We start from the raw sequence: 23,347 nt of genomic DNA, 5'->3' as shown, positions 1-23,347 counted from the left end.
TTACACCCCTCCAATTAGTATGAATGTTATTATGGCTCCAACGCCGAGGTACCACAAAATGTAGTCTCTCATGTCGCCGGCATGGATTGCTTGGAGTACTTTGTAATACTCCTTCAAAGCCTCAATGAAGCCCCAGTAGATGTCTCCTGCCTTTACCTGAATCTTTTCCTTTGTGGGCTCCTGGTTACCGCTCAGATAGGGTTTTATTTGTTCGGTGTCTTTCTTATACGAGGGGTTTCCTCTGGAGTATATCAGATAGGCTATTATGCTAAAGAGGGCTAAGAATACCAGCCATAAAATGGGGTTCCAAAATCCAGAAGGGGTAGTAAGTGTAAAGCTCATGCCAGACCACCCCAGCTATGGTATTGGGCAAAGTTAATCAACGCATCAACAGCAGGGTAAACAAGCTTGTCAAGTACTATGTTCGGGAAGAGACCGAAGATTATACAAAGTGCTGCCAGGATTATCATTGCAATTATCATTGGTCTGGGAACTTCTTTGGTATTCTCGAACTTTTCCAGCGGAGGACCAAGGAAAGCTGATGCGAACACCTTAACGAACGAAGCCAGAGTTAAAACACTGGTAACCATCGCAAAAACTGTTAGGAGTGGATTGAGCCGGTATGATGTTTCATATATGAGAAGCTTGCTCGCAAATCCGTTAAACGGAGGCAAGCCAGATATTGCAGCAGCTCCCACCATGAAGCTTATCGTAGTTACCGGCATCTTCCTAGCCAAGCCTCCCATCTCATTAAGGTTTCTCGTTCCCGTAACGTAGAACAAAGCCCCAGCAGTCATCAAGAGTAAGCTTTTGTAGATGATGTGGTTTATTATGTGGAACACTCCACCGGCCATAGCATCTCTTCCAAACTCGGCGAGCTTTGAAGGGTCGTGTAAAACAGTTAAACCAACGCCGACGCCAAGAAGCATGTAGCCGGTCTGGGATATAGCGTGATAGCTCATCAATCTCTTGACGTCTTTCTGCACCAGAGCCATTGTAACGCCTATGAACATTGTAAGCACTCCCAAGATAGACATAATCCACCCTACTCTTGCCAAATCTACTACAATGTTTGCAAAGAGAGTGAAGCTCACTCTAAAGAGAGCATAAAGGCTGGCATAAGTCGCTACCAAGAGGGGTGGATTTATTCCAGCTGGAACTTCCGTGTATGCATCCGGCACCCAGTAGTGCATTGGAACGGCACCGCATTTCATTGCAAATGACGTAAAGAGCAATCCAAGTGCAATCATGTCAACTAGGTTAAGGGAAATATTCCTAGCTATGTATGCGAGGTTTAAGTTTCCATACTGTCCATAGAGTATACCTATTGCAAAGAGCACCATTAAAGACGCTACAGCACTAACAATAAGGTATTTTATTCCTGCTTCGCTTGCTTCACCACGATAGTTTCTAAATCCTACCAGTGCAGATCCAGCTATACCTGCTATCTCCAAGAACACGAAGAGATTAAAGAGATCTCCCGTAAGCACCATGCCAAGGATTCCCACCTCAAGGAGCATTAATAAAGAATAATACTTTTCCAGCCCTGTTTCTTTCTCTACATGGCTGTAGGAGTATAAAGCTCCCACAAAACTCATCAGCGTTGCAGATATCGCCATAAAGGCGCCCATGGCATCTACCTCAAACATGATTCTTATTGGTACGGAGTAACCAGAAGGCAGCACGAGGGTCGGCTTATCCGCTCCAAAGACGTAGACCATTATTCCCCCGGTAACCACTTCCTTGGCAAGCAGTAGGGAGAGTATTACAGTTATGCCGGTTATTATAATTGCCCATATTGAGACTCCCTTGTAGTGTTTCTTAAATAGGGGTGCTGTAAATGCTCCAAATAAAGGAACGGCAATCATTAAGGCAGGCAAGTGCTCGATCATCCTCTCAGCCTCCTTATCTTGGTAACGTCGAGGGTTCCATAGTGTCTGTAGATGTTAACGGCAAAAGCCAGCATTAGAGCAGATACAGCAACCCCGATGACTATGCTCGTAAGAGTCAGAGCCTGCGGGGTCGGAAGAACCATTTTTCCTACAGCTTCGGGCGGTGCTTGCGTGTAAATTGGGGCGTAACCACCTTTTACATAACCCAATGCCACAATGAACATGTTCACTGCTCCTTCAAGAATTTCAACGCCAATTACAACCTTTATGAGGTTCCGCTTGAATCCAATCGTGTAAAAGCCAAGAGCGAGCAACACTGCAACTACGATGAACGGGAAGTTAACAAAAATGCTACCATTCATCCCTCTCCCTCCTTAGAATAAGGAAGAATATCAGGACTATGCTCGTTAGACCAGCTAATACCTTTGTTCCTACGAAAATGTTGAGGTACGAAAGGGTTCCGCCGGTGTTGAGATAGCCCGGATTAATCCCTTTAGGCGTTGGAGCTCCAAAGAGGAATCCGCTGTTTGCGATCACATTTTTCAAGAAAGTGTACCCCATAAAGCCTAATGCCCCAATTCCCAGAAATCCTAAAGCTCCAATACTTTCCAACTGGCTTAACGGAACCTTGTTGAAGAGTTCTTTGACTTTTTCTTTGTTATTTGCAACTATCAGCAAAGCTAAACCGCTTGCAAATACAGCTCCACCTTGAAAACCTCCGCCGGGTGTTAGGTGACCATGTAGAATGATATACGAGCCAAACACCAGTATTAGAGGCACTAAAATTTTTGTTGTTGTTCTTATGATTGTGGTTGTCATCTCTCCTTCCCCCCATAGTGTCTTAAAGCCATTAGAACTCCAGAAACTGCAGTAAAAAGAACCGTTGCCTCTCCTAGAGTATCAAAACCTCTGTAGTCGAATACGACACTGGTAACGACGTTATTAGCTGAAGCTTCTTCTTGGGCATGCTCTATGAAATAATTGTCCATCTCCGTATGGGGCGGTTCCCCAAAGGGTCGCAGGCTTATGTTCACAGCTATAATGAAGACTATGAACGATAAGAACGCAAATAATCCAAGCGCTCTCCTCATTCTACCACCTCCTCATCGGTGGTGTTTTTGATGGCAAGGAGGTACATTGCCGTTGTAAGTCCAGCTCCAACACCTGCTTCCGCTATAGCAACGTCCGGAGCTTGAAGAACGTAGAACTCCACAGAAAGAGCTAAACTAAAGACTGCCATTGCTATTACAGCGGCAATTAAGTTTTTGAACCTGATTGCGGCTATTGAGCTCCCTATTAGGGCGATCGCAATGAAGATTTGTAGAACCCAGAAAAAGTTTTCAAAGTTCATAGTATCCCTCCAGTTCATCTATTACCGCACCATATGGTCTTATCCCGGATTTTCGGGCTGCTCTCCCAATTGCATGGGCTCCAACGGGATTTGTTAGCACCAAGAATATTACTACAAGTGCCGAGTGAATTCCTATTGTAATCCACCTTGTATCATGGGTTGGAAGCCATCTGTAAATTGAATACACCACGGTTGCCAAGACTATGAAAATCGTCCCGAAAGTTGTACATTTTGTCGAAGCGTGGATTCTCGTATAGACATCTGGAAATCTCAGTATTCCGATGCTAGCCAGTAGATTAAACCCAACTCCAATTGCAAGGAGTATCGCCAGAATGCCCTCTATCATACCAATCCCACCTTCTTCTTTACTAAGTACCTCGCTATATACAGAGTTGCAATGTAACTGAGAACAGCATAAACAAGTGCAACGTCAATAATCACGGCTTGTTCTGTTATCGCCCCATAGAGAACCATGGCACCGGCAGTGGTGGTTGTTAAAGCATCCAATGCTACAACTCTGTCGGGAATTGTTGGACCAAGTAGCATTCTCATCATTGTCAGCGTGGCTGAAAAGAAGAGAAGTATCATCGCCCCCATAAACAAACTTTCAGGTGTCATTCTGCAATCCTCCTTGCCCATTTTGGTAAGTATCCACAAAGTTCTTCAGGAGTCGGCTTCTCTTTTCCCTGCGGAACGTTAATCCAGTGCACGTATAGGTTCCCTTCATCGTCAATTTCTAGGGTAAACGTTCCGGGAGTTAGAGTTATTGAGTTCGCAAGAAGGGTTCTGCTTTCATCTCGCGTTAATCCCGGGGATATTTTCACGATTCCAGGTCTTATTTTTCCTGTTATAACTCTGTAGGCAACGTCGAGATTTGCTTTTGCCATGGCATAAAAGAACGGTCCCAAAGCAATATAATGAAAAGCACCCATCTTTTTGGGTTAAAAAAGTAATCGAACCTTTCCCCCATTATGTTTCTCGTTGCATATCCTATAAGAGCTGCTATTACAATTCCAGCCACTAGTTCTGCTGGACTCCACAGTAAAACACTACCGGAGCCGGCTGTCAAGATTAAGTACACAATCAAAGACCACAGGAAAGATGTCATAAAGGACATTCTCTCACCCCAGCTTTAGGCTTTAAACCGTTCGATTACATATTTCAAGCTAATTCCATTATTTATTAGTCCAAAATTCATTAAATACGTTTCTTTAACAAAAGGTTGAAAACATGTAATTTGACAAATATAAAGGTAACAAAACTTTACATAAAATGGAACTTAGAAGTACATTATAGTTCAAAAAAGTTCATTGATGTTAAGAAATATTCGGGATTATAATAACAACTTGACGAGACTTTAAAAATAATTTAAAAAAAGAACTAAAGTTCACTCTTCGTACTCTTCTATTGCACCAAAGCGACATACAGTTGCACATATTCCGCATCCAACACACTTATTGGGGTCAATTTTATGCACTTCTCTTGGTGCTCCTTCAATAGCATTTTGTGGACAGTTCCTGGCACATAATGTACATCCCTTACATTTCTCCGGGATTACGCGATATTTCTTTGTTTTTCCTCCTTGCTTTGCGAGCATTTCTTCAATTTCCTCATTTTTGAGCCATCTTAGGTTATCGTCGTATTTGTCGTATGTCGCTAAGAGGAACTCATTGCTCATTTCCAGTGCCTTTACTGGACATACATCGACACACTGCTGGCAAAAGACACACCTTCCCAGCCAGAGTGTCACCTTTTTGAGCTCGGGCACGTATTCAAACACTCCCGCCGGACAGACTGTCACACAGAGCTTACATCCTATGCACTTGTCAACATGGTAAACCAATTTTCCCCTGAAGCCTTCTGGTGTTGGAATAGGATCACTCTTAGGGAAGGGGTTTGTTGCAGGCTTTTTGAAGATGTTTTTTAGAACTACTGAAAGAGTTGGAGGGATCTTCATGCAATCACCCCCAGAACGTCTATGACTATCAGCAGCACTCCTATAAAGCTCATTGGAAGTATTCTGCCCCAAAACATGCCAACTGCTTGGGTAATCCTGAGCCTTCCAGTTATTGCTCTGAATACGCTCATGCTAACAAAGAGGACTATGAATACTTTGAGAGTGTGGAAGAGCAAATCAAGGACTACCGCCCCAATACCTGTCAAGCCAAGGTACCCACTTATACCCCATGGGAAAAAGATCGCCACGACCAAACTGGCACTTGCGAACTCTTTCAGAGCACTGCTTAGTTTAAATAGTGCTAGATGTCTTCCACTGTATTCCGCCATGGGACCTTCTGCAACTTCTGTCTCTGCCTCTGGAATGTTGAAGTAACCGACTTCAATCTCACTTGCAAGCCAGAGTAGGAACACTATGAAGAGAACAAATGTGCCAAAGACTGTCAAGGGAGTACCAATCTCCCAGATGTTATACTGATAAAACGTTCCCAAGCTAAAAGGTTTTTCAACTCCGAGTTTGCTTAAGCGCCAGAGTATTGCAAAGAGTCCCAACATCATGGGAACTTCCCTGGAAGCAAGCATGATTATTTCTCTCTGAGCACCTATCTGCGCATAGGGGGATCCTGAGCTAACGGCACCCATCACCCTTACAAAGGCTATGAGAGCAAGTAAGTATATGAAAACTATTACATCGCCCTTTGTGGCTAAGAGGGGTTCAAATCCAAGAGGAGTGTAAGCTAGGAGGGCTATTGAAGAAGCTAAAGCCAACACTGGAGCGATTTCAAAGAATTTATTGGCATCTCTTGGGATTATGGACTCTTTACTTACCAGTTTTAGGAAGTCATAGAACGGTTGGAGTATAGGAGGACCCATTCTTCTCTGCATTCTCGCAACGAGCTTTCTATCCACTCCCTCCCAAAGGAGAGAAGCAGCGGAGACGTAAAGGTAAATCGCTATTAGTCCCAGAGTCAAATAAACGATGTTCATAGCCTAACACCTCCACAAGTACCTCCAACGGGTTCTGGTTTTGCTTTTATGTTTGGATTTATTTCTCTCGTTTTTTTAATTGAAGCTTTAAGAAGATCTTTCTCGGTGAGGACTTTTTTCTTGCCTGTTTTAGCATCTATAACGGCTACTCTATCCGTACAGCTCATGCAGGGATCTATCGACGCTATTGCAACCGGCACATCGGCAAGCTGTTCTCCAACCAGTGCCCTTGCAACAGCAAAGAGGTTTGGAAAAGTAGGTTCTCTCATTTTCCACCTTTCTGGAATTTCGCTTCCAGGGTTGGCCATCACATAGTGAATGAGCTCCCCTCTTGGAGCCTCATACCTACCGATGCCCTCTCCTTCTGCTTTTTTAAGCTGAACCAAAGCTACATTGTCCTTTGGAAATGCCTTTATCTTCCCTTCCGGCATCTGGTCTAAAGCTCTCTCTATGAGTTCCATACTCTGCCAAAGTTCCCCAACTCTAACGACCATTCTATCAAAGATATCTCCTTTGATTACTCCAGTAAATTCTTTTGGAGTTATTGGTTTAACTCCCAAATCTGGATAAACTCCAAGCTGTTCATTATATCTAGCGTCCTTCTCAACCCCGCTTCCTCTCGCAGTTGGACCTTGAGCACTGTATTCAATAGCTATTCTCGTAGGTATAACGCCTGCGTCTCTAAGTCTGGCTTCGACTGTGGGGTCGTAAAGGAATACCTCCTCAACTTTTGGCATAACTTCCTCACGGTAGTATTTTATCATTTCCAAAATTGCTCTCTTGTGTTTCTCCTCTATGTCTCTTCTCACGCCACCAATCGTGTTTATGGAGTAGTTTACCCTGTTCCCCCCTATTGCCTCTAGGAGATCCATAACTCTCTCCCTGGCAAGCCAGCTTAAGTGGAGGACGGTATCATAACCTATAGCGTGCCCCACAACTCCAAGATTGAGCAAATGAGAGTGGATTCTTTCCAGTTCTCCTATTATCACCCTTATGTATTCAGCTCTCTCTGGTACCTCTATCCCAGCCATTTCTTCGACTGCCCTAGAATAAGTGTGGTTGTGAGAGAAAGAGCATATACCACATAGTCTTTCAGCGAGGTAAAGTATCTGGATATAATTCCTTCTCATACCAATCCATTCCAGCCCCCTCAAGTTGTATCCAAGCTTTACATCAACGTTTACTATTCTTTCTCCATCAAGGGTAATGATGAACTTTTCAGGCTCTTCAAGTGCCGGGTGAATGGGACCAAATGGGATTTTAACCCAATATTCAACTCTATTCTCCATGTTTAACCCTCCTTTTTCATTTTGTAGGGATGGCCTGCGTTCTTTATCATTTCATCGCTGATACCTTTCTCATCTTTTCTCAGAGGATAGATGTCTTCTGGGAAGTCATCGGGTAAAAACAGCCTCCGTGGATCGGGTATGCCCTCAAAGAATATTCCCAAAAACTCTTGAACCTCTCTTTCATAGGGGAGCGAACTTGGTAATATGTCTGTGATAGTGGGCAGTGTTGGGTCATCTTTGGGACATCTAGTACCAACTACGAGTGAGATACTTGGAGCTTGCTCGTAAAATAGTTCAAGGTGATACTTAGCCTCTAAGTAGTCTCCTCCATCCCTGGCGATTATTATAGAAAACTGTGCTTTGGGGTCAAGTTCCTTAATAAACTTCATAAGATCTTTGAATTCTTCTCTCGCAACATTTATCCAGACCCTCTTCCTAGGGTGGGGGAGCTTGTTCTCACTAATTTTTCCATCGGCATTAGGGAATTTTGTTAGAATCATCTCCAAGAATTCTTCGGGGGTCATTCTTTCTCACCTTCTATCTTTTTTATGAGCTTTTCCAACCCCAAAACCACACCATAGAGTATTGCCTCTGGTCTTGGAGGGCATCCTGGAACAAAGACGTCCACAGGGATGTGTTTGTCCAAGGGAGCATTAGTAAATGGACTTTCAAAAAACACACTACCACCAGTTGGGCATGCTCCCACAGCAACAACAACTTTTGGATCCGGAGTTTGTTCATATATCAATTTAACCCTTTCAAGGCTTTGATCTGTAACTGGGCCGGTTACCAACAGGATATCTGCATGTCTTGGTGTTCCAACAAGCTTTACTCCAAATCTCTCTGCGTCATACCTGGGTGTAAGAGCAGCTATTATTTCAATATCACATCCATTGCATGAACCGCTGTTAACGTGAAATACCCACGGTGACCTTCCAAGGTACTTACAGAGTTTTGAAATTCTTTTCTCAAGCATTTCTCTCTCGTTCATTACTTCACCCCCCGATGACGAGCGCTCCAAGCACTATTGCTACAGTGAGCAAGAGGTATGCAACATAATCTGTAAGCAGACCAGTGTGTTCCTTTCTAAATGCCAAAAACATCCTTTGAGCTCCTCTTATTAAGCCCCACATTACGTGCCTTCCGGTAAAGTAGCCCTCAAAGTGCTCAAAATGAGGTATAATCTTATCTTGATCCTCACCGCTGATGTAAATCTTTGTTCCCTCTCCAGCCCTTCTAGTGCCAGTGCTGGCTTTTTCTGCCCATTTCATGAGCAAATAACTAATCACCAGACCAATGAAGAAAGCATAAAGGAAATAGAGAGCATCCCAATAGCCGAACATTTCATGCACCTCCAAGGAATTTTAAGAGAGCGACCATATACTCACCATTGAGCTGCTCAAGCATTCTTGCTGTCGGGAGCATTATTTTATCGTTTATCTGCCATGGAAGGAGACCCATGACAACAATTGCAACTACTAGAATCAGCATTGGAATAAGCATGCTCATTTCTGGCTCTTTTGCACTCTTCACCTTTTCGCTCTCTCTGCCTAGGAACGTAAAGAGCACCCTGGTGTATGCTGCTAGGGAGAACACTGTACCAACGACGGCAATAGCTGCCAAGATTGGGTTGTACATAGCGGAGCTCTCATAGATAATCCACTTGCTAGCAAATCCGTTTAATGGTGGAAGACCTATGATTGCCGCAGCACCTATTATAAATGCAAGGGTTGTCATAGGCATTTTTCTTGCCAGTCCGCTCAACTCGTTAAGGTTCTTCGTGCCGACTTCATGGATAACTGCTCCTGCCACAAAGAAGAGGAGTGCCTTTATCAATGCGTGGTTCACTATGTGGTATATTGCTCCAGCCAGTGCTAGTTCACCTGCCCTGCTACCATAGGCGAGGGTTCCAATACCAATTCCGAGCAGAATATACCCTATCTGCCCCACACTTGAGAATGCAAAAAGCCTCTTCATGTCGGTCTGCACTACGGCCATTGCATTTCCTATGAGGAGCGTCAGGCAAGCAAAGAACACTATAACCCAGCCAACTGCCTCCATGTTAATTGAGGGCATGTTGAACGCTTTTAGGTAAGCGTGCAGTCCTGGGTTGAAAATGCTGAATACTATCCTTGCCACTGCATAAACTCCACCCGCCTTGATGACTAATCCCGAGAGCATTGCAGAGATAGAACTTGGAGCTGCCGGGTGTGCATCAGCTAACCACATGTGAACTGGAACTGCACCACTCTTAAAGAGTAGCCCACCAATAAGGAAAGCCAAAGCCACTTTTGCCACAAGTGTTGGATTTTCGGCTATTTTTAGGGAGAGATAACTCATTGTGAGTGTTCCATATTGTCCATAGAGCAGCGCAATGCCCAAGAGAATGAAAGAGCTCGCTACTGAGCCAACAAACATGTACTTAATTCCCGCTTCAATTCCTTCCCATGTGTCGTTTCTGAAGGCAACTAACGCATAGCTTGCAATGCTCATTATTTCCAAGAACACGTAGAAGTTGAAGATATCCCCGGTGATAACAATTCCCAGCATTCCCAGCTCCAAAATGAGTATCAATGTGTAGTACTTCTCCAAGCCAGTATCATGCTTCATATAGCCAAGAGAATACAGCACTGCCAAAAAGCCCACGAAGGTTATTGTTAAAGCCAAGAGCGCTCCAAGTAAGTCAACTTCCCATACAATTCTAATTGGGAACTTCACTCCTTTGCCAATTGGGCTTTCGCTCCCGAGGGTATAAAGGATGATTTCGTTGGTCTTCCATACTGTGTAAAATATCTTAGCAGCAACTCCGAGTGTAGCGCCGCTGATTATGAGTGCCCAATATTCCTTGAGCTTCTTTCCAAATAAGCTAATGATAGGCATTGAAAATGCTCCGAATAATGGAATTATGATTAGAAACGGGAGCGTCATCCTCTCAACCTCCTTAACTTGTTAACGTCAAGGGTTCCGTAGTGTCTATAGGCGTTTATCGTCAATGCCATTGCCAATGAGAGCACACAAACTCCAATGACTATGCTCGTGAGCACTAAAGCCTGTGGTATTGGGCCAACCATTGGAGTGCCCTTTAATGTTTCATACCCGGTGTAAATTGGTGCCGTAGGTAAAACTCCGTTTTCCAATCTATATCCGAGGCTTATCAGCAAGAGGTGTATGCCTGCATCAATTAAATTGAGGGCCAGGATTAATTTGATGAGGTTTCTCTTGTACAAGAACGCGTAAATGCCCATGAAGATCATTAAAAATGCCGTAACAAATTGCAGTGGTATCACTTTCTCCACCTCCTAAAGAGAGCCATTGCAAAGACAGCACTTACCAGCCCTGTGTAAACTTTCAGACCCACTGCCAAGTTCATTATTGGAAGGTAACCTGCTGAAAGAAGTGTGCCTGGTTCTCCATTGAAAATTGGACCGTTATGCCATAGGGTGTTGTAGAAGAACGCTACACCCAGACCGAGCATTCCAGCTATCAAGAAAACTAGGCCTCCTACTCCCTCAAGGGCGGAATATAAGTTCTTGTTTATCCTGGTCTTGGCTTCATTGAGTCCAAATGCTATAAGGAATAGTATTCCCGCTCCAGCAATTGTTGCTCCTCCCTGAAATCCTCCTCCGGGGGTCAGATGTCCATGAGCAACAACGTAAGCTCCAAAGATCCCAATGAGAGGTATCGTAGCCCTCGCCATTGTTTTAACTATAAGCCCCATGTCACTCCCCATTTTCCTCCCTCCATTTTCTAAGCAATGCGACTGCTCCCGCTATTGAAGTGAAAAGAACCGTGGCCTCTCCAAGGGTATCGTATCCTCTGTAATCAAAGACTATGTCAGTAACAATGTTAGTTCCACCCACTTCTTCAATGCCATGATCTATGTAGTACTGGTCTGTATAGCGATACTTTTGCCAGTCCTCCCCGCCTAAGCCAAATTTTAGGCCGTAATTTGGATGAGCAATTAAAAGCAACATTCCGAGTATGAAGAGCAAGGATAACGCTCCGACAGTTCTTCTCATGGACTCTCACGCTCCCATCTCTCGGTTTTTGAAATCCCATAAACAACTATTGCAGTAACAACACCCGCACCAACAGCTGCTTCCGCTATGGCAACATCTGGTGCATGAAGCATGTAGAATTCCAAACTAAGAAGGAGGCTCATAGCCGCAGACGCTAGGGCTGCTGAAAGTAAATCCCTTGTGGTTATCATCCAGTATGAAGAAAGCAATATTCCAATGAGGAGCCCCGCTTGAATTATCATATCAACGGTTAATGGGTTCATGCTTCTTCACCCCTCAACTTCTTCTCATAAGCATCAATAACAGCCCTTGCTGGTTTATATCCGCTCAAATGTGCAGCTTTCGCTATTGCATGAGCTCCTGTTGGGTTTGTAAGCAACAAGGCTATAAGAGCAACCAAGCTGTGCAATGCCATTTGAAGATACTTTGGATTCCCTGTTTCTTTTATTTGCCAAATTGCATGGACAATTACGGCCAAGACGGCAAATATCGTTCCAAAAGTTGTGCACTTTGTTGCGCCATGTAATCTGGTGTAAACATCGGGAAATCTATGAAGTGAAACGCTCCCGAGCAAGTTGAAAGTAATACTGATTGCCAGAAAAACGTAAATTATGCTTTTAATCACTCCAATCCCCCCTGGAGATACTTAGCAATTACCAAAGTCCCAATATAACTGAGCAAGGCATAAACTATGGCTATATCGATGTAAATTACTCTGTCATAAGCTGCTCCCAGGAGGATCATTCCAGCTACAATAAGGGTGTTTAATGTGTCAACACCAACAACCCTGTCAGGGACACTAGGTCCAAGCATGACACGAATCAGAGTTATGAACGCCCCAAGAGCAATTACTATTGCTCCGTAAAAGAACTCTGTGAAAATCATTTCCCTAACCTCCTTGCCCATTTTTCAAAAGAACCTGCAACGGGTTCAGAGCTCTTTGGTTCTTCGTCTCTTACGTATATCCAGTGGACGTAGAGGGCTTTTTCTTCTGGGCAGGCATCCACTGTCAAGGTTCCAGGAGTGAGGGTAATTGAATTGCTTAGTATTGTGTATTGGGCTTCATTTTCAAGGTCAACGGGTACTCTAACAATCCCTGGCTTTATTTTTCCGGTGATTACTCTATAAGCAACGTCAAAATTTGCCTTTACCATCCCCCAGAAGAGGGGGCCAATGGCATAAACTAGGAATCCAAGCCACTTTGCTGGGTTTAGGAATCTCTGAGCTTTTTCTCCTATGATATTCTTTGTTGAAAGCCCGACGATTGCAGCGAATATAATCCCTGCGATTACTTCTTCCGTGCTCCAGAGCATTCCTTTGGTACCTGCTGTGAGTACAAGCCAAAGCACAAACGACCATACAAATGAAACAATGAAACTCATTTTTCCCACCTCGAATCTCAATCCAAGCCTTTATTCTCACTATTTTCGCTTTTGTCGATGTATACTTCAACAATTTCTTTTAAAAGGGTTTTGTAAAAGTCTAAATTAACAATAAAGGTATAAAAAGCCTTGTTTTTAACCTAAGGTTATGTAGAAAAGCGTTTGTTCATGTCTACTTATGGACTACGTAGCATAGATTATGAACATTAAAGAACTTTTAATTGCTCAGATCACTATTATAGTGCATGCAAAAAAACGAAATGCAAACCTTTATAAACCCACAAAAGAACTAACATTAGCACTCTTCTGGGGTGCTGAAAATTTGAAAGGAGATTGTTGGAAATGTATGGAGATAGATTTGGTGGAAGAAGATTTGAAGCTCCAGTTAAGGTTGGAGAAAGGTATAAGGTTAAGATAGAGAGTATTGGACAAGGCGGAGATGGAATTGCTAGAATTAAAGGGTTTGTAGTCTTCGTTCCAAACACCAAAGTTGGGGACGAAGTGGAGATTGTAATTAACAGTGTGAAGAGAAAATTCGCCTTTGCTGAAGTTATCTGATTTAATTACTCTTAAAAATTATCTGGAGATTCAATTTGAACTTTTCTCTTAATTTTTTACCTTTGAACTACGAAAGGTTTATTTATCATACCTTAGTTAGTTTTTATAGTGACGGCAATGGAGTATTACCAAGCTATTATTATTGGTCTATTCCAGGGAATTACAGAATGGCTGCCAATAAGCAGTTCTGGTCAGACAATGCTATTTTTAATAAACCTTCTTAAGATACCCCCGGAGCAGGCCTATTCTTACTCTCTGCTCTTGCATTTAGGAACTCTTATGGCGTTGTTTTTCAAATTTAGGTATGAGTTGAGCAAGATTTTGCTTAAATTGGTTCTCTTTAGGTGGGAAGAGGAAGAGAAGTTCCTGTTCTATTCAACTCTCTTTACTGGTATAGTAGGCCTGCCTTTATATAAAACTTTCAAACTCGTCGCATCTTCATTCAACGGAGAAGCCATTAATGGGATAATAGGTATAGCCTTAATCCTTACCGGCATAATTTTAAAGAAATCTCGGGAAGCCCCACTAGAAAAGCTAGAAAAAGGGTTAAAAAGTGAAAAAGAAGAAGCTACGATATTCGATTCAATAATTGCTGGAGTAGCACAGGGAATAGCAGTAATTCCCGGGATATCAAGGTCGGGAATGACAGTAGGGAGTCTATTACTTCTGGGTGTAAAACAAGAAAAAGCCATAAGGCTCAGTTTTTTAATGGCAATTCCCGCTATTACGGGGGCACTGTTTTTAGAGCTACCTGAAGTTTCACGCACTTCGGAACCCTTAACAATTCCACTAGCTGCAGTGATAACTGCATTTGTGGTCAGCCTTCTTATGATTGAAGTCATGCTTAGACTTGCCAAGCGGCTTGACTTTTCCAAGTTCTGCATTTTCTTCGGGTTCATAGCTTTGATAGCATCTCTATTGGGGGTGTTGATATGAAGGGTGTAGTACTCGCAGCGGGAAAAGGTGAAAGATTAAGACCTCTTACAGACGATAGGCCAAAGGTTATGCTCAAAGTCGCAAACAGAGCGATAATAGATTACGTCTTCGAAAACATATATCCTTTTGTCGATGAATTTATAGTGATCGTGAGGTACCAAAAGGAAAAGCTTATGGAATATTTAGGAGATGAATACGGGGGAAAACCAATAACCTATGTGGAGCAGGTAAAAGGAGAAGGAACTGCAAGGGCCATTTATTCCGCAATTGAATACATCGAAAATGAGGAGTTTTTGGCGGTTAACGGAGACATATACTTTGAGAGAGAGGGCATAAAGACTCTTTTACAGTCCTTCAGAAAAAATAATGCTGATGCCGCATTGCTCGTAAAGAGGTTTGAGGATTTAACTCATTTCGGAATGGTAGAGGTAGAGGGTGAGCTCGTAAAGAACATTAGAGAAAAGCCCGGGGCTGTTTCCGGATATGCAAACCTGGGAATTTACCTCTTCAAGCCAGAAGTTTTCGGGTTCATAGAAAAAACTCCAAAGAGCCAGCGCGGAGAATATGAGATAACAGACACAATAAACCTCATGATAAAAGAAGGCAAGAAAGTAGCCTATGCAGTTTATGAGGGTTACTGGAACGATATGGGAAGGCCATGGAACCTCTTAGAGCTAAACGAGTACATTCTCAAAAACCATCTCCAGCACAGCATAAAAGGAATTGTAGAAGAAGGGGCCACTATTCTTCCTCCTGTAGAAATTGAAGAGGGAACAGTTGTTAGAAGTGGAGCCTACATCATAGGACCCGTAAAAATCGGGAAAAACTCCAAAATAGGGCCCAATTGCTTTATAAGGCCCTATACGAGCATTGGAGATAGGTGCCACATTGGAAATGCAGTTGAAATCAAAAACTCGATAATAATGGATCACAGCAACGCTCCTCATTTAAATTATGTAGGGGATTCGATTGTGGGAGAAAACACCAACCTAGGGGCTGGAACAATAACGGCTAACTTAAGACACGACAACAAAACTATAAAGGTGGAAATAAAAGGCAAATTTGAGGATAGCGGAAGAAGGAAACTGGGAGCGATAATAGGGCACAACGTAAAAACAGGGATCAACGTAACGATATATCCGGGAAGAAAAATAGGAAGCAACTCTCTTATCGGTCCGGGCGTAATAGTTGATAAAAACATCCCCTCCAATGTATTGGTTGTGGCCAAACAGGAAAAAGAGATTATTGAAAGGTGAGAGGGAATGGATTTCATTCCCTATCTTAATTTCCTATCGAGATGGTTGTTGTTTTTAGCAGTTGCATACAAAACCGTTAAGACCAAGGAGAAAAGATGGGCTTTAATAGCTACAGCTCTTTTTATAAACGCTCTGGATGTAGAAAGCTACATTTTAACTCCTCTTGGCATTTCCATCAAACCAGAAGCCTACGATATTGCCTGTAGTATTCCCAACTTTCTCATAGCTGGCCTGCTAACTTGGGGTGGAATTCAGCTAAGAAAAGAAAGGAGCGAGTTTAGGGATGTTGTAGCTTTAGGAATATTCGCCACTGCAACCTATATCTGGATCTTTCTTCTGGCAACGGAGTTTTTTGATAGGTTTGAACACTCATTTACAATCAAGTCATTATTTCCTATCCTTGCCTTTGGGGCTTCTTTGATATACGTTGGGTACGTATTGAGGAACTATGCGGTTTCCAAGAATACACTCGAGGAGCTCTTTCCGTGGGGGCTTATTCTTTTAGGGACAATAAACCTAACATACCCGTTTATAAGAAACGTTGAGTCAATAGCCCCAACAGCATTTTTATTAGCGGCAGTTTTTCGATTAATGGCTGCAGTTGGAGCTTTGAAGTTTGCAATATATCCCTCCAAAATGGCAGTATTCGAAAAGCCAAAACAGCAAAAGCCTCCAGAAGTTAAGGGCGCATTTATCTTTAAAAGCAAAGAAGACCTGGAAAAACTAATCCCCAATTTCTTTGACCAAGATGTTATCATAATAACAAGAAATCCACCAAAAGAAAAAGTTCCCGAAAATACTTTAGTTTACTGGCTCACAAGAATAGAAGAAAGCAGCAGAAGCGGAGATGGAAGAGTCTATCCTATATCACCAACGAAAATAGACATCCTGATTCATCTCATAACTAAGAACCTTGAAAGCGGATACAATGCGGTTTACATAGATGGATTCGAGTACCTAATGATAGAAAATGGATTTGAGAATGCCGTTAAGTTCCTATTTGATTTGAAGGACAGAGTTGTAAGCAAGGGAAAGGTTATAGCTCTAATAATAGACCCGAGAACCCTAACCGAGAAGCAGATGGCACTCCTAGAAAGAGAATTCAGCAGCAGAATATAAAAAGAAAACTCAGAAGCCAAGATACTCTATAAACCTCCTAGTGTGCTTTGTTTCTCTCTTGAGTTCTGCTTCCTGGAGTATCTGCCTCTCTATTGCCCTAAGGGCATCGTGAACTGCCTGTATAGCTCCCCAAGTCTCTCCAGTAGCTACCCACTGGCCTTTGTCTGTTACGATTCTCATTCTTGCTTGGTAGAGGTGGACTCCACGAAGCTTCTCTGGGAATCTCCTGATTCTCAAATATATTATTCCCTCGTTCCCCAAGAGCTCTTCATAACCTTCCACGAATCTCTTTATGTCGGATATTATCCTCTCTCTTGTGAAGTCACTGAGGTAATGAGCATCTCCACCTAGCTGCAGGTAGAACCTTGCTTTCTGCTCCACCATTCTTGAGATTGGGAGCAGGAGATCCTTGACCGTGAGCACTCCTCTAACTATGTTTTTATCATCAACTACAACAAGGCCATCGATGTTGTGCTCCTTCATTAATTCCACAGCTTCTCTAACGCTTGCTTCAGGCTTTATTGTTATTACTCCTCTAAGCATGACCTCTCTGAGCTGGGTTGAGAACGGCGAGATTTTTTCTCCAGCTACTTCTCCAAATTGTGCTTTAAACCTTGGCTTTATAAATCTGATAATCAGGTCATGCAGTGTTACCAGACCCTCAAGTTTTCCTTCTTCGTTTACAACCGGAATTCTCGAGATAGCATGGTCTCTCATTGTTGCGAGGGCTTTAGCCACTGTATCGGAGGGTTTGAGGGTGATTACATCACTGCTCATAAACTCTTTTACAGGTCTTTTTCCAAATTCTTCTTTGGCAACTCTTTCAAGCAAAGCAATATCACTTATTACACCAATAATGTTGCTTTTATCCTCCCCGACCGGAAGTGAGCGTAAGTCAGTTTCTATCATAAGTTTACCAGCCATGCTCAGGTCTTCATCGGGCTTTACAACAGGTGCGGGCTTATATACATCCCTAACCTTAGCCTTTGTCGGATCCCATTTCAAATGAGAGCGAATTATCAAATCTTGGGTCAATACACCCTTGTATACATTTCCATCAAAAACAACAATTAAATCCGGATCTTCTTTTTCAAAAATTCCAATCGCCTCAGAAAGGGGGGCGTTTATGTCAATTTTTGCAAATTTTTCTGTCATAACCTCTTGTACAGAAATCCCGACCATTCTTAACACCTCCTTCAATTTTATATTTGTTTTCATTCCATTTAAACCTTTCCTAGAGAATATTTATTTACATTAGGTTAATAAAGTTTTCGATACCTTAATGGTTCAAATTCACCTCAAATGGATACTTCCTCTTAAGAACTAAGTACAGAGCAAATAATCCACCGAGTGCGTTCATGATAGTGTCTCGGATTTTGTTTTCGATACTCTCATAGATAAAAGATATTTCACTTTCACTAAGCTTTTCCATAACTTCCCAGCCCAGACTTAAAATGAAAAGAGCCAAAAAAGAATAAAGAACCAATTTTCTTTTTGTTAACCTTAAATACCCTTCATCTGATAAATTAAGGAGAACTTCAGCAATTATAGCCCAAACAGCCATTCCTCCAAGGAAGTGGCTTATCATGTCCGCGTTTCCCCACTCTTTGTGGAATAGGTCAACTGTAGTGAAGGGAACGTTTACAAGAGAAACATGAACCGCTATAAAAATTCCCAAGAGTACCATCGTCTTTTTGTTGTAGATTGGAGCCAAAAATGGTCTTAATTTAGGATTAGGATTTGAGAAATATCTATCAACCACATCCGGGATGTAAAGGCCAATTAAGGCCACAAGAGTCCGGTATATGTGATCCACCCTTTGATAGATGAGAGCAGTTATAAATCCTAGGAAAACAATGAATCTGCTTATATTGAGAGCTGTTTTTGGCTCTATATGAATCACCAAAATAGCAATACGAGGATATTCCCTTTAAAAGTTTCTGAAAAATAAAAAAAGAAATCAACTGATAGCAGCTTGAACAGCCAAATCTGCCCTAACTATTCCATAGCCATAGTCTGCATCCCAACCCGAGCTTCCAAGGTCATCAGCTGTTACGTGTAGAATCCCCCTAACAGTACTCGTGGTAAGATCGCCAAATGTTCCAACTGGAAGGACATACCCATATTTGTTGTAGTACGCCGCCTGGATTAATGCCACTACTCCACTAACGTGAGGTGTTGCCATTGAAGTGCCGCTAAGTGTTTCATAGGTATCGTCCGGATACGTGCTTAGTATATCAACGCCAGGAGCACTAACTTCTACTCCCCTGTTGCTCCACCAAGGTACTTGGTCATCGCTATCTGTTGCACCAACGGCTATAACCTCTGGATAAGCTGCAGGGTAACTTGGACTTGATGCCCCATCATTACCACTTGCCGCTACGATGACAACTCCGTAATTGTATGCCTCTATTATTGCATCATGGAAGGCTTGAACATCGCTTGAACCTCCAAGGCTCATGCTTATGACTTCAGCTGCATCATCGTCCGGATCTCCCACTATTACACCATCATTATCGGAGTCAAGCACTCCATCAGGGCCAAGCAATGCCTGCTCTATTCCAAGGATTATGTCGCTATAAGATCCTCTACCACTTGCATCAAGAACCCTAACAGCATAAATCTCCACAGCTGAAGCGACTCCCACTACTCCAATGTCATTATTGAGTGCCGCTACAGTTCCCGCAACATGAGTCCCATGGCCATTCTGGTCTTTGTAATCTTTGGGATTTGTAGACACTTTGCCTCTAAGTACGCTTACACCCCACGCGAGATTTGCCGCTAAATCTGGATGGTCATAATCAATTCCCGTATCGAGGATTGCAACCTCAATTACTCCACCACTTGAACCATCAGTTATGCTCCATGCATCCGGGGCTTTAATCCTTTCAATTCCCCATGGAATCGTTTGAGCTGGTTGTGAAGGCTTTGGCTTGCCTGTTCCCGGTGGTTTGCCTTTTAATATATGGGCCTCCGCATCGTATTCTACTCTAACAACACCCTTAGCATTCTTTAATCTCTCAATTGCTCGTGGAGGAAGCTCCGCTATAACAATTGGAAATACCTTTCCTCTTGCAACAACGTTGCCTCCAAGTGCAAAGACGGAGTTTTCGTTAAAGTCCTTGTCTATTGTTATTATCACTCGAGCTTTCTCAGCAGGCGCTGCCCCTACTATCCCTGCTGTAGCTCCAAGTACAACAAAGACCAACAGCAGAGAAAAAACTTTGTTAAATTCCATATCTTTTCACCTCATATTTGGAAACTTTTTTGTTTCCTTATAATCTATTTTGGCCTCCAAACTATTTAACACTTTAGGTGTTTTATTTGAACTAATTACAGCAACCTCTAGTTGGAAAAGGAAGGTTTTAAAAAAGCTTTTATTTGGTGTTACGATATTGTCAGGATAACTGGGGCATCACCTCCTGAAGCCATTCAATAACATCACCCGGAGGCCTATCAAACCTAGAATGAATTCTGACAAAATTATACCAGAAGGCAAACAGAAAAACAAACCTATGAACTCTCCTCCAGTCCTCACTCCTGAAATTATTCCAAAAACGCTTTGTCCTCTCCTTCAACGTCCTAAACCAGCGCTCAACACTGTTCCTCGGCCCGAAAGTCACATGCAGATAACCCAACCCCAAACTCTTAAACACTGACTTATACCAGCTCGCCCTGTCAACCAGAAAAACAGGCTGCCCTTCACATGACTTTAAAACAGCCAGGATGAAATCCCTGGCAACCCACCAGTTTCTAACAGTCGTAATCCAGACTGCTAAAACTTCCTTGCTCTCAACGTCAATTGCAGCCCAGAGGAATCTTCTCTTCCCGTTGATTTTTATTACTGTTTCGTCAACTGCGATGAAGTTCCGCTGTTTTTTGACTGCGAGGATTTTTGGCTGGTAGACTGCTTCTGCTATTTTTTGAATGGCTTCCCAGACGGTTGTGTGGCTGATTCCGAGGATTCTGGCGGTTTGCCTGTAGCTTAAGCCGTTTAGGTACAGGGTTATTGCCCTGATTTTCTTTTCTGGTGGGATTTTGTTTCGGCGAAAAGGTTTTAAGGCTGAAATTAATCGGTTGATAATGGTTTCGGCTTGCATGTTCCCCCCTTTCTTTTTCTGTGGTAGTGTCTGGGATTTAAACCTGACGCCCCACTGCTTATCCTGACAGTATCTGGTGTTACCTTACTAAGACATAGTGCTACTAGATAATCAGAGGAGGTGAGCTATGTGCACATCCCCGATGGGCTGCTGAGTCTTCCGGTGATAGTGGTAACATATGCAGTGACAATTGGGATCCTTGCGTATTCATTAAGGAAGTTAAAGGACTTTCCAGAAGAGAAAATCCCTCTTTTGGGGCTGTTTGCGGCTGGCATCTTTGCTGCTCAGATGGTAAACTTCCCAATTATAGGGGGAGTAAGCGGACATTTACTTGGAGCCGTGCTGGTGGCAGTGCTCTTGGGCCCATATGCAGCAGTGCTTGTAATGACCGCAGTACTATTGATCCAAACCCTTCTCTTCGGAGACGGTGGAATAACTGCCATAGGGGCAAACATACTAAACATGGGGATAGTTGGGGCTTTTGTTGGATACTGGATATACTCCAAGCTCAAGAACTTTAATGAAGCATTTGGAATAGCCTTTGCCTCTTGGTCAGCGGTGGTTTTAGGGGCCTTCTTAGCTTCGGTGGAGATAGGCATAAGTCACAGCTTGCCTTTTGGAAAAGTATTAGGCCTGATGGTCGGTTACCATGCAGTGATAGGGATTGGAGAAGCGTTAATAACTCTCTTTGTGGTGAACGCTCTCAAGTCTAAACTCCCCGAGATAGGGGGTGTTCCAGCATGAGAAACATCGTAAAAGGATTGCTCATAATCCTTATCCTGCTCGCAATTGCCTTGCCATTTGCATCTGAAAACCCAGATGGACTTGAAGCAACAATGGAAAAAGTACATCTGGAGGAATCTCCAGTTTACAGCGCTCCTCTCGACTACGGCGAAACGTGGGGACAAAGTCTTATAATGGGAGCAATTGGGATAACACTTGTCTTTGGAATAGCTTACGGACTTGGAAAACTGATAAAAGGTGTCTGACTTGTACCTCATTTTTATTTTTATTTACGCACTGCTGATCGTTACAAGAACAAGCTTAGTTGAGCTGTTTTATTTTCTCCCAGTGCTGATGGCTTTGATATTATTACTCAAACCAAAAAGAGCGCTTTTTAAACATTTGGGATTTCTTTTGGGCTTTGAGGGGCTACTCTTTATTCTGGCATTGTTTACACCAGGAAAGCCCGTAGTAACGACTCCCCTTGGAGTAATAACCTACGAAGGCATTCAAAGATTCTCTCTTCTACTTGGAAAGGCCTTTCTCTCATCTTCTGCTGTTGTTGTAGTCTCAAATTCTTTGGGATTCCCTTACATATTAGCCGAGATGGAAACTCTTCGTTTTCCGCGAATACTGGTACTAACTCTTGCATTCACCTATCGATATCTTGAACTTTTTGAAGAAGAGACCCTTAGGATGAAAAGGGCACTTGATTCTAGAGCATTTAACATTGGGAAAATAGAGTACTACAAAAAGCTAGGAATGCTTATAGGCGAGATATTTGCCAGAGCATACATGAGAAGTGTGAGGATACACTGGGCAATGCTTTCGAGAGGCTTTGGAGAATTTCCCAAAGTAGTGGAAGAAAAAAGAGGTGAACCCATAGTTCTAACTCTAATCGCATTGGGGGTGGCGTTGCTTTGATAGAACTCGTGAACGTCCATTTCTCGTATAACAACCGAGAAGTGCTGAGGGGCATTTCACTTAAAATAAACGACGGGGAGGTATTTGGAATTCTGGGCCCAAATGGAGCAGGGAAATCAACCCTTATAATGCATTTAAACGGCATATTGAAACCCAAAATGGGCAAAGTTATTGTAAACGGGATAGAAGTCAATAAAAATCCAAAAGAAGTTAGAAAAATAGTTGGAATAGTGTTTCAAGACCCAAACGACCAGCTATTTTCCCCCAAGGTATTTGACGATGTTGCTTTCGGCCCTTACAATCTTGGTTTGCGGGGAAGAGAATTAGAAGAAAGGGTTGAAAAAGCCCTAAGGCTTGTTGGTATGGAGGGATATAAAAACAGAGAAACAAAAGAACTTAGCTTTGGAGAGAAAAAGAGGGTAGCAATAGCGACAGTACTTGCAATGGAACCTGAGATTTTAGTGTTTGATGAACCCTTCGCTAACCTTGATTTCCGGGGAAAGAAAATGTTGAGGGAGTTAATTGAGAAATTCAGAGGAGAAAAAACTATAATCTTATCCTCTCACGAAGCTGAGTATCTTACACTCTGTGACAGGATAGCCCTTTTAGATGGAGGCAAAGTTATAAAAGTTGGAAGTCCAGAGGAGATTTTAGGAAACGCAGATCTTCTCAGAGAGCATAATTTAGATGTTCCTCCCCTGGTAGATTTATTCTCAAGTCTTGGACTGGAAATACCCAAGAGCATAGAAGAAGCAAAAAGAAAGCTCAAAAAGGTTCTAATATGAATTCGCTCGTCGCTTTTTATTTTCTCCAAAATCCTTATAATGTATCACTGCGAATGAGTAACAAAGTTGC

34 protein-coding genes and 1 pseudogene are annotated in these 23,347 nt (G+C 42.7%); 8 read left to right on the top strand and 27 right to left on the bottom strand.

The annotated features are described in order from the left end of the window. From THEPK_RS12090 to THEPK_RS11980, 23 genes and pseudogenes are all read right to left on the bottom strand, one after another. Positions 1-342: a hypothetical protein gene (locus THEPK_RS12090; RefSeq protein WP_042702599.1), complete on the bottom strand. Its 342-nt coding sequence runs from the start codon at positions 340-342 to the stop codon at positions 1-3. Continuing rightward, on the bottom strand, positions 339-1,892 hold the full coding sequence (locus tag THEPK_RS12085; RefSeq protein ID WP_042702595.1) for a proton-conducting transporter transmembrane domain-containing protein: 1,554 nt from the start codon (positions 1,890-1,892) through the stop codon (positions 339-341). Before THEPK_RS12085 ends, THEPK_RS12090 begins: the two co-directional genes overlap by 4 nt. After that, positions 1,889-2,254 (bottom strand): sodium:proton antiporter, encoded by a 366-nt coding sequence (locus tag THEPK_RS12080; protein ID WP_042702593.1) that lies wholly within the window; start codon positions 2,252-2,254, stop codon positions 1,889-1,891. Before THEPK_RS12080 ends, THEPK_RS12085 begins: the two co-directional genes overlap by 4 nt. Then, the gene (locus THEPK_RS12075; RefSeq protein ID WP_042702591.1) at positions 2,244-2,711 is read right to left on the bottom strand and encodes an MnhB domain-containing protein; all 468 of its coding nucleotides are present in this window, start codon (positions 2,709-2,711) and stop codon (positions 2,244-2,246) included. Before THEPK_RS12075 ends, THEPK_RS12080 begins: the two co-directional genes overlap by 11 nt. Beyond that, a complete protein-coding gene (gene mbhE, locus THEPK_RS12070; protein ID WP_042702588.1) occupies positions 2,708-2,983 on the bottom strand; it encodes a hydrogen gas-evolving membrane-bound hydrogenase subunit E in 276 nt (91 codons plus the stop codon). The genes THEPK_RS12075 and mbhE (THEPK_RS12070) overlap by 4 nt, the downstream gene beginning before the upstream one ends. Beyond that, on the bottom strand, positions 2,980-3,243 hold the full coding sequence (locus tag THEPK_RS12065) for a hydrogenase subunit MbhD domain-containing protein (protein WP_042702585.1): 264 nt from the start codon (positions 3,241-3,243) through the stop codon (positions 2,980-2,982). Before THEPK_RS12065 ends, mbhE (THEPK_RS12070) begins: the two co-directional genes overlap by 4 nt. Further along, complete coding sequence (gene mnhG / locus THEPK_RS12060) at positions 3,233-3,589, bottom strand: monovalent cation/H(+) antiporter subunit G (protein ID WP_042702582.1); 357 nt, start codon at positions 3,587-3,589, stop codon at positions 3,233-3,235. The genes THEPK_RS12065 and mnhG (THEPK_RS12060) overlap by 11 nt, the downstream gene beginning before the upstream one ends. Further along, the gene (locus THEPK_RS12055; protein ID WP_232194596.1) at positions 3,586-3,840 is read right to left on the bottom strand and encodes a monovalent cation/H+ antiporter complex subunit F; all 255 of its coding nucleotides are present in this window, start codon (positions 3,838-3,840) and stop codon (positions 3,586-3,588) included. The genes mnhG (THEPK_RS12060) and THEPK_RS12055 overlap by 4 nt, the downstream gene beginning before the upstream one ends. Positions 3,841-3,857: 17 nt before the next feature. Further along, positions 3,858-4,360, bottom strand: a pseudogene (locus THEPK_RS12050) (Na+/H+ antiporter subunit E). 270 nt (positions 4,361-4,630) lie between these two features. After that, positions 4,631-5,200: a 4Fe-4S binding protein gene (locus THEPK_RS12045; protein WP_042702577.1), complete on the bottom strand. Its 570-nt coding sequence runs from the start codon at positions 5,198-5,200 to the stop codon at positions 4,631-4,633. Then, the gene (locus tag THEPK_RS12040) at positions 5,197-6,186 is read right to left on the bottom strand and encodes a respiratory chain complex I subunit 1 family protein (RefSeq protein ID WP_042702574.1); all 990 of its coding nucleotides are present in this window, start codon (positions 6,184-6,186) and stop codon (positions 5,197-5,199) included. The genes THEPK_RS12045 and THEPK_RS12040 overlap by 4 nt, the downstream gene beginning before the upstream one ends. Further along, positions 6,183-7,475 (bottom strand): hydrogenase large subunit, encoded by a 1,293-nt coding sequence (locus THEPK_RS12035; protein ID WP_042702571.1) that lies wholly within the window; start codon positions 7,473-7,475, stop codon positions 6,183-6,185. Before THEPK_RS12035 ends, THEPK_RS12040 begins: the two co-directional genes overlap by 4 nt. A 2-nt stretch (positions 7,476-7,477) precedes the next feature. Further along, positions 7,478-7,999, bottom strand: coding sequence for an NADH-quinone oxidoreductase subunit C (locus tag THEPK_RS12030; RefSeq protein WP_042702568.1), 522 nt, complete (start codon positions 7,997-7,999; stop codon positions 7,478-7,480). Beyond that, complete coding sequence (locus THEPK_RS12025; protein ID WP_042702565.1) at positions 7,996-8,466, bottom strand: NADH-quinone oxidoreductase subunit B family protein; 471 nt, start codon at positions 8,464-8,466, stop codon at positions 7,996-7,998. The genes THEPK_RS12030 and THEPK_RS12025 overlap by 4 nt, the downstream gene beginning before the upstream one ends. A 4-nt stretch (positions 8,467-8,470) precedes the next feature. Then, complete coding sequence (locus tag THEPK_RS12020) at positions 8,471-8,818, bottom strand: hypothetical protein (RefSeq protein ID WP_042702561.1); 348 nt, start codon at positions 8,816-8,818, stop codon at positions 8,471-8,473. Between the two features lies 1 nt (position 8,819). Continuing rightward, the gene (locus THEPK_RS12015; protein ID WP_042702557.1) at positions 8,820-10,403 is read right to left on the bottom strand and encodes a proton-conducting transporter transmembrane domain-containing protein; all 1,584 of its coding nucleotides are present in this window, start codon (positions 10,401-10,403) and stop codon (positions 8,820-8,822) included. After that, positions 10,400-10,762: an NADH-quinone oxidoreductase subunit K gene (locus tag THEPK_RS12010; RefSeq protein WP_004066472.1), complete on the bottom strand. Its 363-nt coding sequence runs from the start codon at positions 10,760-10,762 to the stop codon at positions 10,400-10,402. Before THEPK_RS12010 ends, THEPK_RS12015 begins: the two co-directional genes overlap by 4 nt. After that, on the bottom strand, positions 10,759-11,205 hold the full coding sequence (locus THEPK_RS12005; RefSeq protein ID WP_042702554.1) for a Na(+)/H(+) antiporter subunit B: 447 nt from the start codon (positions 11,203-11,205) through the stop codon (positions 10,759-10,761). The genes THEPK_RS12010 and THEPK_RS12005 overlap by 4 nt, the downstream gene beginning before the upstream one ends. Continuing rightward, a complete protein-coding gene (gene mbhE / locus THEPK_RS12000; RefSeq protein WP_042702552.1) occupies positions 11,195-11,494 on the bottom strand; it encodes a hydrogen gas-evolving membrane-bound hydrogenase subunit E in 300 nt (99 codons plus the stop codon). Before mbhE (THEPK_RS12000) ends, THEPK_RS12005 begins: the two co-directional genes overlap by 11 nt. After that, positions 11,491-11,757, bottom strand: coding sequence for a DUF4040 domain-containing protein (locus THEPK_RS11995; RefSeq protein WP_042702549.1), 267 nt, complete (start codon positions 11,755-11,757; stop codon positions 11,491-11,493). Before THEPK_RS11995 ends, mbhE (THEPK_RS12000) begins: the two co-directional genes overlap by 4 nt. Then, the gene (mnhG, locus tag THEPK_RS11990; protein ID WP_042702546.1) at positions 11,754-12,119 is read right to left on the bottom strand and encodes a monovalent cation/H(+) antiporter subunit G; all 366 of its coding nucleotides are present in this window, start codon (positions 12,117-12,119) and stop codon (positions 11,754-11,756) included. The genes THEPK_RS11995 and mnhG (THEPK_RS11990) overlap by 4 nt, the downstream gene beginning before the upstream one ends. Continuing rightward, positions 12,116-12,379, bottom strand: coding sequence for a cation:proton antiporter (locus THEPK_RS11985; protein ID WP_042702543.1), 264 nt, complete (start codon positions 12,377-12,379; stop codon positions 12,116-12,118). The genes mnhG (THEPK_RS11990) and THEPK_RS11985 overlap by 4 nt, the downstream gene beginning before the upstream one ends. Further along, complete coding sequence (locus THEPK_RS11980) at positions 12,376-12,876, bottom strand: monovalent cation/H+ antiporter subunit E (RefSeq protein ID WP_042702540.1); 501 nt, start codon at positions 12,874-12,876, stop codon at positions 12,376-12,378. Before THEPK_RS11980 ends, THEPK_RS11985 begins: the two co-directional genes overlap by 4 nt. Positions 12,877-13,218: 342 nt before the next feature. On the opposite strand from THEPK_RS11980, the gene THEPK_RS11975 reads away from it, so the two are divergent. The 4 genes from THEPK_RS11975 to THEPK_RS11960 all read left to right on the top strand — a co-directional run bounded on the left by THEPK_RS11975 (position 13,219) and on the right by THEPK_RS11960 (position 16,745). Then, positions 13,219-13,434: a TRAM domain-containing protein gene (locus THEPK_RS11975; RefSeq protein ID WP_004066496.1), complete on the top strand. Its 216-nt coding sequence runs from the start codon at positions 13,219-13,221 to the stop codon at positions 13,432-13,434. Positions 13,435-13,551: 117 nt separating this feature from the next. Continuing rightward, positions 13,552-14,370, top strand: coding sequence for an undecaprenyl-diphosphate phosphatase (locus THEPK_RS11970; protein WP_042702536.1), 819 nt, complete (start codon positions 13,552-13,554; stop codon positions 14,368-14,370). After that, the gene (gene glmU / locus THEPK_RS11965) at positions 14,367-15,626 is read left to right on the top strand and encodes a bifunctional sugar-1-phosphate nucleotidylyltransferase/acetyltransferase (protein WP_042702535.1); all 1,260 of its coding nucleotides are present in this window, start codon (positions 14,367-14,369) and stop codon (positions 15,624-15,626) included. The genes THEPK_RS11970 and glmU overlap by 4 nt, the downstream gene beginning before the upstream one ends. 6 nt (positions 15,627-15,632) lie before the next feature. After that, positions 15,633-16,745 (top strand): DUF835 domain-containing protein, encoded by a 1,113-nt coding sequence (locus tag THEPK_RS11960; protein ID WP_042702532.1) that lies wholly within the window; start codon positions 15,633-15,635, stop codon positions 16,743-16,745. 9 nt (positions 16,746-16,754) lie between these two features. Here THEPK_RS11960 and THEPK_RS11955 read toward each other — a convergent pair whose 3' ends face one another. The 4 genes from THEPK_RS11955 to THEPK_RS11940 all read right to left on the bottom strand — a co-directional run bounded on the left by THEPK_RS11955 (position 16,755) and on the right by THEPK_RS11940 (position 20,845). Further along, on the bottom strand, positions 16,755-17,927 hold the full coding sequence (locus tag THEPK_RS11955; protein ID WP_042702528.1) for a CBS domain-containing protein: 1,173 nt from the start codon (positions 17,925-17,927) through the stop codon (positions 16,755-16,757). A 97-nt stretch (positions 17,928-18,024) separates the two neighbouring features. Then, entirely contained in the window at positions 18,025-18,648 is a 624-nt protein-coding gene (locus tag THEPK_RS11950; RefSeq protein WP_342764017.1) for a hypothetical protein, read from the bottom strand. A gap of 57 nt (positions 18,649-18,705) precedes the next feature. Next, positions 18,706-19,983 (bottom strand): S8 family peptidase, encoded by a 1,278-nt coding sequence (locus THEPK_RS11945; protein ID WP_042702525.1) that lies wholly within the window; start codon positions 19,981-19,983, stop codon positions 18,706-18,708. A gap of 160 nt (positions 19,984-20,143) precedes the next feature. Continuing rightward, the gene (locus tag THEPK_RS11940; protein ID WP_042697708.1) at positions 20,144-20,845 is read right to left on the bottom strand and encodes an IS6 family transposase; all 702 of its coding nucleotides are present in this window, start codon (positions 20,843-20,845) and stop codon (positions 20,144-20,146) included. A gap of 129 nt (positions 20,846-20,974) precedes the next feature. Here THEPK_RS11940 and THEPK_RS11935 point away from each other — a divergent pair, with 129 nt between their 5' ends. From THEPK_RS11935 to THEPK_RS11920, 4 genes are read left to right on the top strand one after another with little or no spacing between them, the layout of a single operon-like run. Beyond that, entirely contained in the window at positions 20,975-21,589 is a 615-nt protein-coding gene (locus tag THEPK_RS11935) for an energy-coupling factor ABC transporter permease (protein WP_004066510.1), read from the top strand. Beyond that, positions 21,586-21,834, top strand: coding sequence for a PDGLE domain-containing protein (locus THEPK_RS11930; protein ID WP_004066511.1), 249 nt, complete (start codon positions 21,586-21,588; stop codon positions 21,832-21,834). Before THEPK_RS11935 ends, THEPK_RS11930 begins: the two co-directional genes overlap by 4 nt. Position 21,835: 1 nt before the next feature. Next, the gene (locus tag THEPK_RS11925; protein ID WP_042702522.1) at positions 21,836-22,492 is read left to right on the top strand and encodes an energy-coupling factor transporter transmembrane component T family protein; all 657 of its coding nucleotides are present in this window, start codon (positions 21,836-21,838) and stop codon (positions 22,490-22,492) included. Continuing rightward, on the top strand, positions 22,489-23,277 hold the full coding sequence (locus tag THEPK_RS11920) for an energy-coupling factor ABC transporter ATP-binding protein (RefSeq protein WP_042702518.1): 789 nt from the start codon (positions 22,489-22,491) through the stop codon (positions 23,275-23,277). The genes THEPK_RS11925 and THEPK_RS11920 overlap by 4 nt, the downstream gene beginning before the upstream one ends. Positions 23,278-23,347 lie beyond the last annotated feature (70 nt).

The organism is Thermococcus sp. PK (assembly GCF_000430485.1).
GTDB classification, from domain to species: Archaea; Methanobacteriota_B; Thermococci; order Thermococcales; family Thermococcaceae; genus Thermococcus_A; species Thermococcus_A bergensis.
Note: the sequence above shows the minus strand (reverse complement) of the source record. Positions and strands in the feature narration are given on the sequence as shown.